The 12,239-nt window shown below is 57.1% G+C and carries 12 protein-coding genes; 7 read left to right on the top strand and 5 right to left on the bottom strand.

Annotated elements, in window-relative coordinates; all coding sequences use genetic code 11:
* Positions 1-94: 94 nt before the first annotated feature.
* From ACR3EJ_RS10210 to ACR3EJ_RS10240, 7 genes are all read left to right on the top strand, one after another.
* Positions 95-910 (top strand): hypothetical protein, encoded by an 816-nt coding sequence (locus tag ACR3EJ_RS10210; protein WP_170540906.1) that lies wholly within the window; start codon positions 95-97, stop codon positions 908-910.
* Positions 907-3,033 (top strand): methylmalonyl-CoA mutase, encoded by a 2,127-nt coding sequence (gene scpA / locus ACR3EJ_RS10215; RefSeq protein WP_170540903.1) that lies wholly within the window; start codon positions 907-909, stop codon positions 3,031-3,033. The genes ACR3EJ_RS10210 and scpA overlap by 4 nt, the downstream gene beginning before the upstream one ends.
* A gap of 109 nt (positions 3,034-3,142) precedes the next feature.
* Positions 3,143-3,745, top strand: coding sequence for a VOC family protein (locus ACR3EJ_RS10220; RefSeq protein ID WP_170540900.1), 603 nt, complete (start codon positions 3,143-3,145; stop codon positions 3,743-3,745).
* The gene (locus tag ACR3EJ_RS10225) at positions 3,742-4,266 is read left to right on the top strand and encodes a GNAT family N-acetyltransferase (protein WP_170540897.1); all 525 of its coding nucleotides are present in this window, start codon (positions 3,742-3,744) and stop codon (positions 4,264-4,266) included. Before ACR3EJ_RS10220 ends, ACR3EJ_RS10225 begins: the two co-directional genes overlap by 4 nt.
* Positions 4,267-4,275: 9 nt before the next feature.
* Positions 4,276-4,956: a molecular chaperone DjiA gene (locus tag ACR3EJ_RS10230; RefSeq protein WP_170540894.1), complete on the top strand. Its 681-nt coding sequence runs from the start codon at positions 4,276-4,278 to the stop codon at positions 4,954-4,956.
* Between the two features lie 3 nt (positions 4,957-4,959).
* A complete protein-coding gene (locus ACR3EJ_RS10235; RefSeq protein ID WP_170540891.1) occupies positions 4,960-5,961 on the top strand; it encodes an endonuclease/exonuclease/phosphatase family protein in 1,002 nt (333 codons plus the stop codon).
* 49 nt (positions 5,962-6,010) lie between these two features.
* A complete protein-coding gene (locus tag ACR3EJ_RS10240; RefSeq protein ID WP_375543887.1) occupies positions 6,011-6,373 on the top strand; it encodes a hypothetical protein in 363 nt (120 codons plus the stop codon).
* Here the strand turns inward: ACR3EJ_RS10240 and ACR3EJ_RS10245 are convergent, their stop codons facing one another.
* The 5 genes from ACR3EJ_RS10245 to ACR3EJ_RS10265 form a co-directional block, all read right to left on the bottom strand.
* The gene (locus tag ACR3EJ_RS10245; RefSeq protein ID WP_170540885.1) at positions 6,374-7,918 is read right to left on the bottom strand and encodes a Ppx/GppA family phosphatase; all 1,545 of its coding nucleotides are present in this window, start codon (positions 7,916-7,918) and stop codon (positions 6,374-6,376) included.
* A gap of 49 nt (positions 7,919-7,967) precedes the next feature.
* Entirely contained in the window at positions 7,968-8,657 is a 690-nt protein-coding gene (locus ACR3EJ_RS10250) for a P-loop NTPase family protein (protein WP_170540882.1), read from the bottom strand.
* Positions 8,658-9,731, bottom strand: a complete 1,074-nt coding sequence (locus ACR3EJ_RS10255) for an AI-2E family transporter (protein ID WP_170473373.1) — start codon at positions 9,729-9,731, stop codon at positions 8,658-8,660.
* Positions 9,732-9,821: 90 nt separating this feature from the next.
* Positions 9,822-10,796, bottom strand: a complete 975-nt coding sequence (locus tag ACR3EJ_RS10260; RefSeq protein ID WP_170540880.1) for an isopenicillin N synthase family dioxygenase — start codon at positions 10,794-10,796, stop codon at positions 9,822-9,824.
* Positions 10,796-12,193 carry an FAD-dependent oxidoreductase gene (locus tag ACR3EJ_RS10265; RefSeq protein WP_170540877.1) on the bottom strand — a complete coding sequence of 466 codons (1,398 nt, stop codon included), beginning with the start codon at positions 12,191-12,193 and terminating at the stop codon, positions 10,796-10,798. The genes ACR3EJ_RS10260 and ACR3EJ_RS10265 overlap by 1 nt, the downstream gene beginning before the upstream one ends.
* Positions 12,194-12,239: the final 46 nt, after the last annotated feature.

Genomic DNA, 12,239 nt, shown 5'->3' on the forward strand with positions numbered 1-12,239 from the left:
TTGTACCTCAGGCTCGATCCCGTCTCATCCGCGCCTATCCAAGCGCCGAGAATACAGGTTGTTCCTGAAGACTTTCGGTGGGGAGGGTAGGGCGATGGAGATCATCCTGCATTGCGGCGCACACAGGTGCGCAACCACCAGCTTTCAAAACTATCTAAGCAGGAATGAGAACACGCTGGCTGAGCAAGGGTTGGTCTATTGGGGGCCTGAACGCACACGTGCCAACGGTTTGAATAGCCTGAACAAATTGACGCCAGATGTTTGTGACGCGCTACGCCGTGATCTGGATGCGTGTCGGCGTGCGGGTGCCAAGCAGCTATTGGTAAGTCAAGAGAACTTCGTAGGTTCTATGGAGCGTAATATTGCGTTCGCCTCGCTTTATCCCAGCATGCACGAGCGTGGTCTGCTGCTCGCGAAGGCCTTTGATGACGGGGTTGGCAAATTGGCTCTGAATATCCGGGCGTTGGATATGTATTGGTCTTCCGTTTCAGCCTATAAATTCAAACGCGGAAGTGAGCCGATTGAGCCCGCCAAATGGAAACGTATCACACAGAGCAAGCGCAGCTGGCGCAATGTGATTACTGAGATGGGCCGCGCGTTGCCGGGCGTTCCGTTGCTAGTCTTGCCCTTCGAAGATTTTGCGGGCCATCAGCGGGCACAACTTGAGGCTTTGACCGGGCGCGAGGCACCCGAGGACAACGACGGCCTTTCGCTGAATGCCGCGCCCAATCCTGCCCCTCACGGCCTAAACGCAGATCAGGCGATGAAGCTGTGGTCCGATTATGCGGATGATCTGGAATGGCTTGCCTCCGGCGCAAACGGCTTGGCCGAGCTTGTCTGCCGGACAGAAAGAGATACGCGCGGGGTCATCCCCGCGGAACCCCGATTGGAACAGAGGAAATCGACATGACCGACACCAACGACTGGCAGGTGCTGGCCGAAAAAGAACTGCGCGGGCGTCCGTTGGACGATCTGACCAAGGAAACGCTCGAAGGCATCGATGTCAAACCGCTCTATACGCAGGACGACACCGCAGACCTGCCGCATATGGGGTCACTGCCTGGCTTCGGCCCGTTTACCCGTGGGGTGAAGGCGACGATGTATGCGGGTCGTCCTTGGACCATCCGTCAGTATGCCGGATTCTCGACGGCTGAGGAATCGAACGCCTTCTATCGCCGCAATCTGGCCGCCGGTCAGCAGGGTGTATCTGTGGCCTTCGATCTGGCGACGCACCGGGGATATGACAGCGACCATCCGCGCGTGGTCGGTGATGTGGGCAAGGCCGGTGTGGCCATCGACAGCGTCGAGGACATGAAGATCCTGTTCGACGGCATCCCGCTGGACAAGGTTTCGGTCTCAATGACGATGAACGGGGCGGTGATCCCGGTTCTGGCCAGTTTCATAGTTGCGGGAGAAGAGCAGGGGCATGACAAGGCCGTGCTGTCGGGCACCATCCAGAACGATATTCTGAAAGAGTTCATGGTGCGCAACACTTATATCTACCCGCCCGAGCCATCGATGAAGATCATCTCGGACATTATCGAGTTCACCTCGAACGAGATGCCGAAGTTCAACTCGATCTCGATTTCGGGCTATCACATGCAAGAGGCCGGGGCGAACCTGGTGCAAGAGCTGGCCTATACGCTGGCCGATGGCCGCGAATATGTGCGTGCCGCGACTCAGTCGGGCATGGATGTGGACAAGTTTGCGGGCCGTCTGTCGTTCTTCTTTGCTATCGGCATGAACTTCTTCATGGAGATTGCGAAGCTACGCGCAGCACGCACGCTCTGGCATCGGGTAATGACCGAGTTCGGAGCGAAATCCGAACGGTCGAAGATGCTGCGCACCCACTGCCAGACTTCGGGCGTGTCACTGCAGGAGCAGGATCCCTATAACAACGTGATCCGCACCGCCTATGAGGCGATGAGCGCGGTACTGGGCGGCACCCAGTCGCTGCATACCAACGCGCTGGACGAAGCGATCGCGTTGCCCACCGATTTTTCTGCCCGCATCGCACGGAACACGCAATTGGTGCTGCAGGAAGAGACTGGCGTGACAGATGTGGTCGATCCGCTTGCGGGCTCTTACTACGTCGAAAGCCTCACCAATGAATTGGTCGAAAAAGCCTGGGCTTTGATGGAAGAGGTCGAGGAGATGGGCGGCATGACCAAGGCGGTTGCTTCTGGCATGCCCAAGCTGCGGATCGAAGAAAGCGCGGCCCGTCGTCAGGCCATGATCGACCGGGGCGAAGAGGTCATCGTTGGCGTCAACAAATACCGCAAGGAACAGGAAGACCCGATCGACATTTTGGACGTCGACAATGTCGCCGTACGCGAGGCGCAGGTGGCGCGGTTGGAACGCATTCGCGCCACACGTGACGAAGCAGCATGTCAGCGGGCGTTGGACGCGCTGACCACCACTGCCCGTGAGGGTGGTAACCTGCTGGCCGCCGCCGTCGAGGCCGCCCGCGCCCGTGCATCCGTAGGAGAGATCAGCATGGCAATGGAAAAGGAATTCGGTCGCCACCGCGCCGAAGTGAAAACCCTGGCCGGTGTTTATGGCGCGGCTTATGAAGGTGACGAAGGCTTTGCCGCGATCCAGAAATCGATAGAAGAATTCGCCGAGGCCGAGGGCCGTCGCCCGCGTCTGCTGGTGGTCAAGATGGGGCAGGACGGCCACGACCGAGGGGCGAAGGTGATTGCCACCGCCTTTGCTGATATCGGGTTTGACGTGGACGTCGGCCCTCTGTTTCAGACTCCCGCAGAAGCCGCGCAGGACGCGGTAGACAATGATGTGCATGTGATCGGGATCTCTTCGCAGGCTGCTGGGCATAAGACGTTGGCACCCCAGTTGGTTGAAGAACTGAAAAAGGCCGGGGCCGAAGACATCATCGTCATCTGTGGTGGCGTCATCCCGCAACAGGATTACCAGTTCCTCTACGATCACGGTGTAAAGGCGATCTTTGGTCCGGGAACGAACATCCCTGACGCGGCACGAGATATCTTGCGTTTGATCGGTGAAGCCAAAGCCTGAGGTGGGTCAAGATTTTTCGTACGAAAAATCTTGTGATCCGGAACCTTTGAGGAAAACATGCGGCCAGACACTTCTTGTCTGGTCGCATGTTTTTTGGGAGAGCGTCTTAATGTTGTTGGACCATTTGGCTGTTGCAGGTGAAACGCTGGAAGAGGCTTCTGACCATATCGAACAGGCGTTGGGCGTTCGATTGCAGGATGGCGGCAAGCACGAGAAATTCGGGACGTATAACCGCCTGTTGGGCTTGCGAGATGGCTTGTACTTAGAGGCTATCGCCATCGATCCCGATGCGCCCAACCCGCAAAGGACGCGCTGGTTCGATCTGGACCGGTTCGCCGGATCACCCCGTCTGACCAACTGGATTTGCCGGGTCCCGGATATTGAGGCATCGCTGACCGTCTTTCCAGACGGTGTTGGTCAGCCCATAGATTTGAACCGAGGCGCGCTGCGCTGGCGCATGGCGGTTCCACCAAACGGGCGTCTGCCGTTTGATAATCTCTTTCCCGCGCTCATACAGTGGCTGGGCGATCTGCATCCTGCACAAATGTTGCAGGACAGCGGCTGCCAGCTGCAACGCTTGATCGTGTGCCACCCGGATGCTCTCGATCTGGCCAAAGGTTTGGGGGCGTTGGATTATGTCGTTTTTGATAGTGGTCCGGCAGCATTGCGCGCAGAAATTGAAACTCCACATGGGCTGCGCGTGCTGGAATGATCATCCGACAAGCAACGGTCGACGACGCACCCGCGATTACCGAGATCGCAAACGCGATCATTCGTGACACGCTGGTAACTTTCACCACCGATGAACGCAGCGTGGAAAAAGTGACGGCAGAGATAGAAACCCGTGGGCCGGTTTTTCTGGTCGCCGAGCGCGATGGGATGGTCGAGGGGTTTGCAACTTACAACTTATTCCGGTCGGGCCCCGGATATGCGCAGTGCCGCGAGCATTCGATCCAGTTGGCGCCTGAGGCCAGAGGGGAGGGCACGGGGCGCGCATTGATGCAGGCCTTGGAGGCCATCGCCAAAACAAACAATGTGCATGTTCTTGTTGCAGGTATTTCCTCGGCCAACCCAGCAGCCGTCGCTTTCCATTCAGCAATCGGTTTCAAACAGGTGGGGCATATGCCCGAAGTGGGGTTTAAATGGGGGCAGCGCTTGGATCTTGTTCTGATGCAGAAAATACTTGCCCCGCAGTCATCTGTCGCACCTGACAGTCGCGCAAAGGCGCGCTAGGGTGCGGCCATGTCGATCTGGACCAGAATAGCTGATGCGCTGAATGCGCTTGCCCAGGGCGAAAGCCTGACCGCAGTATTTGAAAAGCTGCGTACGCCCCCCGAACGTTCGGTCGCGTTTGCAATTGCCGTTGTGGCACTAGGGGCCAAGATGGCCAAGGCCGATGGTCAGGTGACACGCGATGAGGTTACAGCCTTCCGCGAAGTGTTCCAGATCGCGCCCGAAGACGAAGACGGCGCAGCCAAGGTTTTTGACATGGCCCGAACCGATGTTGCTGGATACAAAGATTACGCGCGCAAGATCGCGGGAATGTTTGCGGAAGACAGCACCACGCTTTGCGATTTGATGGAAGGGCTCTTTCACATCGCCATGGCCGATGGGTTCTATCACCCAAACGAGAATGAATTTCTTGAAGAGGTCAGCCGAATATTTGGTCAGACTGACGCTCAATTCATGGCCTTGCGTGCGCGATTTGTGCCGGACGCACCAAAAGATCCGTACACAGTGTTGGGCGTTGCGCGGAGTGCGTCACTGCCCGAAATACGCAAAGTTTGGCGGCAGTTGGTGAGAGAGACTCATCCCGATGCGATGATGGCGCGCGGCGTGCCCGAGGAAGCGGTGCGTCTGGCCGAGAAAAAGATGATCGATATCAATCGCGCCTGGGATGAAATAAACGGCGCTCGGGTGTGATCGGTGCGGCTGGCGACCTACAATATCGAATGGTTCGCCAGTCTGTTTGATCGCGATGATAATCTGGTCGCCGACGATAGTTGGTCAGGGCGGCGTGACATAACCAGAGTGCAGCAGATCGAAGCGGTGGCCAAGGTTCTGACCGCCGTTGATGCCGATGCTGTATTAGTCGTTGAGGCCCCAAATACAGGCAAAACGCAAAATACCGTCCGCGCCCTTCAACGGTTTGCCGAAACATTCAATCTGCGCACGTCCCATGCAGTGATGGGGTTTGCCAATGATACGCATCAGGAACTGGCGCTGTTGTTCGATCCGGATGTCTTGAAAGCACGCCACGAGCCAGTTGGACAACTGAGTGATCCAGCCGCTCCTCGGTTCGATGGCGTGTTCCGCATTGATCTGGACATCGATGCGACCGAAGATCAGGTCGAGTTCTCGAAACCGCCAATGGAACTGGCCATTGAGATGGCCACTGGATCGACCCTCCGCCTGATAGGGGCACATCTAAAATCCAAAGCCCCCCATGGTGCCGGGTCACGGGACGAAATGATCCGTCTGTCCATTGCCAATCGCCGCAAACAACTCGCGCAGGCGGTTTGGTTGGCGCGACGCGTTGAACACCACATTGACGCCAACGAGCCAGTTATCTTGCTTGGTGATCTGAATGATGGCCCGGGGCTGGATGAGTTTGAGCATCTGTTCGGGCGGTCTTCGGTCGAGATTCTATTGCAGGCAGGGCTCTATGATCCTCATGCCGCGCAAGCGCATCGTCCGCGTCCCGGATCAATACCGGCTACGGCGCGTTTTGAACGTCGGGAGGAGGGAAGGTATCTTGAGGCGCTGCTCGACTACATCATGATCAGCAAAGATCTGCGTGGTCATGACCCGGTATGGCGCATCTGGCATCCATTTCGGGACGCCGCATGCTGGGGCACCCCCGAATTGCGCGATGCTTTGCTGGCAGCATCCGACCACTTTCCTGTGACGCTGGATATAGATTTGTAGCCTTTCAACTGCATCGGCCACCTCTTATATTTCTATCATGCGACATGTGTTGAAGATCTGCGCAACCTGCGCACTGGTGGCAATACCCGCCCATGCTGAAGAGGACAGCAAGTCCTTGATGGAGCGAGGTGCCGAGCTTTTTCTGGAAGGTCTACGGCAGGAAATGGAGCCCACGATCGAGGATTTGCGCGGTTTCGCCGAGCAGTTCGGCCCGGCATTGCAATCATTCCTGCAGGAGATGGGGCCAGCGCTGGCTGAACTCGCCACTCAGGTTCAGGATTGGACGGCCTATGAAACGCCCGAAATGTTGCCCAACGGCGATATTATCATCCGTAAAAAGCCGGCACAGGAACGACCCGAAGAATCGGTTCCGCAAGATGACATTCCATCCGATGGCTTGACTGATATTTGATCAGCCCCTCAGGATAACCTTGGGTTCAGAATTCACCGCATTAGCCAATGAGTTGAACCGCGCTTCGGCAACTTCGTTGAACAATGGACCTGCTGATTTGGGCAAGCGCAGTTCAAGCTTTTGCTTCTTCGGATAGTAGCGCAACTTACCCATAGCCGCGTCATGCTGCATCCAAAGCATTGCGCCAAAGCGAAGTGCTTTGCCCAGTATTTCGGCCTGTTCCTGGCCGCGCTCATCCAGCAACTCATAGAGCTTGTTAAATCGGCTACCCTCACGCTTGTTCCGATATCGGTGCTGCAAAGCGAGGCCGATAAATACTCTCTCAGAGTGTTTGATCCCGCTCATGTTGGCACGGGTCACATATTCGAAACAGGCCTCGGCTCGGTAGTCGGGATGCGCGCGCCAACTGACGTCGTGCAGCAGACAGGCGGTTTTGATCAGTCGCACCCGCTGCTCTGGTGCCGAGCGGAAAAGGGGCATGACAAAATCGAACAGGTGTTTTCCGAACCCGGGCAGGCGTGCATCTTTGGCTTCGGCAAAGCGGCTGACCTCGATCAATGGGTCGCGGTCGCGCAGGCGTTGCGGCATCTGCTCGTACAGTAATCCTTCGCGAATGCCATAGCTGGATATCGCGATGTCCTTGGGCTTGAAAGTGCGAATCAAGCGGGAAAGCACATCCATTGCATAAGGGATCAGCGCCATACGCGAACCGGATACACCAGCCTTACTGCGCAATTCATCCGCATCATTCTGTTCGATGAATTTGATGGTCTCGCGAACTTGACTCTGAGTCATACGGTATTCGTGCAGCACGTTCAGCGGGTAGCTTCGGCGCAGCATGTCAAGGCGCGCGAAGGCGCGCCAACTGCCGCCAACAAGAAACAGGCGATCCCGCTGGGGACCCATCTTGTCGCGCATCTCTTCCATGGTCTTCTTGATATGCTCTTTGCGCGCCCGACGACCGCCTTTGATATCGCGCAGTTTGAGCGGACCCAAAGGCGAGGTCATGCGACGCCCGACCTTGCCGCCTCCGATTTCTGCCAGTTCGACCGACGAGCCTCCGATGTCACAGATCAAACCATACGCGCCGGGCCATCCCAACAGTACGCCCTGCGCTGACAGGCGCGCTTCTTCTTCGCCATTGACCACATTGATGATCAATCCTGTTTCCGCTTTTACCTGCTCGCAGAAATCGCGACCATCTTTTGCTTCACGCACCGCTGCAGTGGCGACGGCGTGCAGGGTGGGTAACCCGAGGTCTTCCGCCAGATATTTGAAGCGATGCAATGCAGCCAGCGCGCGTACACGTCCCAACGGGTTAAGACGCCCGGTTTCGGAAAGGCCTGCCCCCAATTCGCACATGACCTTTTCGTTGTAGAAATAAGCCGGAGAGCGCGCTGCGCCATCGAAGATCACCATGCGGACCGAGTTGGACCCGATATCGACAACACCAACCCGAGACAGCGCCCGAGCCCCCGGATCTTCGAAAATGGGCTTTCCAAACAGCCCGTGATCGGGGAAATCGGTCTCGGCAGTCTGTGTCATTGTGTCCCCAGATGTTTTGGGCGCAGGATGCGGGATCACCTGTGTTGGGTCAATCGTGGGCATCAGATTGTTCGAGTTCTGTGTTCAATAGACGCACCGCCAGCGCACGGGTGATATCGCGCTTTTCATCGAGTGCAATGCGATCCAATTCGTCAACCACTTTCGCTGCAGCTTCAAAGCTGCGATCCATGTGTTTGACCAGATACGCGATGACATCCGGGCCGGGGCTTAGCTGACGGTCAGTGAAGAGCTTTGCGAGCACTGCACCTAACAGAGCGTCATCCGGCGCTTCCAAGGCCACATGGTGCGCTCCTTCCACGCGACTTTGCAGATCGGCCAACGGCAGGCGCCATAGCTTTGGCGCGGCGCGTCCGGTCATAAGTAAGGCGTTCCCTTCGGCCAGCACCAGATTATGCAGGTGAAATAGTGTTTTTTGCTGTTCAGGATCACCTGCAATTAGGGGAACATCCTCGATTGCGACCGAGGTACGCGCGAGGTTGGGAACCTCTTCGTAGCGCAAATCAGTGGCCTGCACGATGCGGCCGCCTGTTTCCGCCGCCCAAACATGGGCCAAGTGGGATTTCCCTGATCCTGCCGGGCCGCTTAGCGCCAGCTTGTTTCCTGGCCATGAGGTCGCTGAGATCATCGCGACGGCCAACGCATTGGCGGGCGAGACAAAGAAGTCTTCGCGGCCCAAGGCGGTCTTGGACGGCAGATCAAAGCTTAGCTGAGTGGCCATTTACTCGTCGTCCTGTTCGAGCCCTTCAAGCCCGGTATAAAGACGGCTGTTCAGATATTGCTCGGTCGCGAACCGGGCCAAAACACCCAAGGCTGCAGCAACTGGAACTGCGACCAGCATTCCGACAAAGCCAAATAGTGCGCCGAAGACTGACAACGCCAGCAGCAGCCAGACGGGGTGCAAACCGACTGAGCTGCCTACCAACTTAGGGGTCAGGAAGTTGCCCTCGGTCACCTGTCCGATGGCAAATATGCCCGCGACCAAACCGATATGCGCCCAGTCCCCCCAAAACTGAAACAGAGCGAGACCAATGGCCAGAGAGCCTCCGATCAAGGCACCGAGATAAGGAATGAACGTGACCAGCCCGGCGATGAAGCCAACGATCAGGCCGAATTGCAAACCAACCAGCATAAGCGCAACTGCGTAATATGTACCAAGGATCAGACAGACAGTGCCCATTCCGCGCACGAATGAGGCCAGAACGGCATCAATCTCACCAGCCAGCCGCTTGATCGTAGGGGCGTGATCGCGGGGCAGCAGCTCTCCGATCCGGGCAATCATGCGGTCCCAGTCCATCAGCAGATAGACTGCAACAACCGGCACGATGACCAGCAATACGACAACGTTTATGGCCGATCCCAGCGAGGCCAGAACCGTCTGCAAAACATCTCCGGTTTTGGATTTCAGCGTTTCGCCGAAAGACACCAACATCTGGTGCGTGTTCGATTCCCGGTCCAGAAGAGCGGGGAATTGTTGTTCAATAAATGCGCGCAGTTGCTTGAAAAGGCTAGGTAAAGTATCGATCAGATCCAGTAGCTGAGTGATCAGGGCCGGAACGACCATCAAGATCATCAATACAAAGCCCAGCACTCCAACCACGGTTATGATCGCGGTCGCCGCCATTCGCGATAGACCCAGTTTTTCCAGGCGGTCCGCAACAGGATCAAGGAAATAGGCAATCGCACCACCGATCACGAAGGGTAGCAAGACATCACCCAACAGGTACAAAAGCAGCACGAAAACGACAGTGGCAATGCCCCAGTATCTAAGCTGATCCTTCACCGGCAAGGCCATAGCGCAATCCCTCGTTTGCACAGCATTGCCGTGTTCTTGGCCCATGACGCCCGGCGATGCAAGTGGTTCATGGTGCGCGATTTTTACGCCCTAGTCTGTCAGTGTACCCAGTTCCGGAGTATCTCCTGTAGCCAGTTCATCAGGCCAGTTGGTGCGCCAGATTTCTGCTGACCAGTGGCCGCAATGCACCTCGGGGCGATCAAAGCCGGTCAGGGCAGGCAGCAGCGGCGCGACCACCACATCGTGGCGCGGAACGGCGAAATACGGAAAGGAATAGCGTTCATGCCCGGATCGATTGACTACGCGATGCGGGGTCGATTTCAATCGCCCGCCTGACCATAGTTCCAGCATGTCGCCGATATTAACCACGAAGCCGCCTGGAGGGCATTCCGGTGTGATCCAGCCTCCGGTGCGGGTCTGTACCTCAAGCCCGCCGACCGGATCGGGTGCGATTATTGTCAGCGCATCGGTGTCTTTGTGTGGATGTATGCCATAGCCACGTTCTTCTGATGCCTGCGGTGGGTAATGCAGCAGGGTCATGTTGGTCATCGGGTCGCGGAAGGCGTCGCGCAGAGTATTGGGTGGGATCTCTAAGCCAACCTCTAGGGCACCGAGCAAAAGATCGGTCACGCCATCAAGCTGTTGCCAATAATCCAGTATGACCGTACGCGCCTGCGGCACCTCTCGGGGCCAGATATTCGGGCCGTAAAGTGCGCATTCAGCCCGGATCGGGGCATCTTCGGCTGCTTCGAAATGCAGCTTGTACCCTTCGTACTTATCCGCCGTGCCCGAGCCGTCATTGGGCGTGAAGAAACCCATCGGTATGTACCCGCGATAGTTTTCGCGAGTGATGGCCTGGTCCCATTTTCGGGCCTCTTCGATATCAAAGATCGCTCTGACACAGCCGCGTACCTGATCAATGTGCTCAGACGAAATGCCTGTCCCGGTGATCGACAGAAACCCGATACTGGTGCAGGCATCCATGATCTGCGCGACCGTTGACTGATACTGTGGTCCGGCGGGATTGGTCAGCGGGCTGATATCAATAGTTGGAATATGCTCCATTAGTTAGTTCTCACGCCTTGGCGTTCCAATTCCTGATGCACAGGCGCAAGGTTCATGCTGTCGAGTTCCTGATTGCTTTTCAGCGACAAGGCCGCCGCGATCCCTGCGCCCTGACCCATCACCGCGCAGCAGGACATGTTGCGTGTCGCGGCGTGTGCGACCCGATCCGCGCCATGGGACCGGCCCGCAACCAACAAACCCTTGATCCCTTTGGGCAGCATCGAGCGATATGGTATCTGCATATATCGCCCTGTGGTCGGCAAGATCAGAATACCGTAACCGTCGATGAATTCAGGGTAAATACCAATGGTATCCTCGAATCGGCCCTGATGGCGGGCATCGGTTTCGGTCATGTTGTAGACTGCATCGATCTTGCGCGTATCCCGAATACCGATCGTCATGCCGAAATTGCGCAAACGAGCATTTTCGCAGCCCGGCATGAAGCGACGGAGGGCATCAATGGCGAGCATCGCCTGACGGCGGCCTTCGATCTCACCAAATGTCAGGCTGTCGGGGTCGGTCCCGTCGATCTGGTCCATATGAATCAGGTTCATATATGTCAGCTCGCCCGTATCGTGCATCGCCCCCCAGGTGCCGGCGATCGTGTTCAGATGCGCTGGTATTAAGCCCTCATCAATGGCCTGCTGGAAGGGTTTCTTGACGAAGGGCGAGAACATGTCGTCCTCTTTGCCAGAGGTCTCGATATTCCATTCGCCGCCGCCGCCCCAGTCCTTGTAAGTCTGCGGGTCGGCTTTGATACCTTCCATGAAGGCCCGTTTGTCAACGCCTGCCAGATGGAACATGACCGAGGCGGCCATCATGTCCTCACGAGGTGTCTTGTGGGTCGGGGCACCTGCACGATGTGCGACGTCTGCATCCCCCGTTGCGTCGATAACAACCTTGGCCAAGATCGCCTCACGCCCCGCTTTGGATTCGGTGATCACGCCGGTGATGCGATCCCCGTCCATGATCGGGGCGACGAATTGTCGATGCAGCATCGGATGAACGCCCGCCTCTTCGACCAGCTTGTCGGCCACCAGCTTGAAGCCCTCGCTGTCCAGTTCATAGCTGAGCGATTGGCTTTCAGGCACGGCTGCGCCCATTTCCTTTGCGCGGGTCTCGAATTCCAGGCCGATGCCCCCGGCCTCGACGGTTTGTTCGTGGCGATACCAGGCAAAGCCTTCGACGCCAACGGCCGTAATGTTGCCACCCATGCAACCGAACCTGTCCATCAAGGAAACTTCGGCCCCTGCGCGTGCGGCGGCAAGCGCAGCGGACAATCCTGCTGGGCCAGAGCCCACAACCAAAACATCTGTCTGGTGAACAACAGGGATCTGGCGGGCGGGTTCGGTGATTGTTCGCATTGTTGCCTCGCGATTGAACGTTTGCGCCAACATTGAAAAACACGGCGTTGCGGTCAATCGAAAAACCGACAGCGGCGGG

Source organism: Ruegeria sp. AB11 (assembly GCF_056536325.1).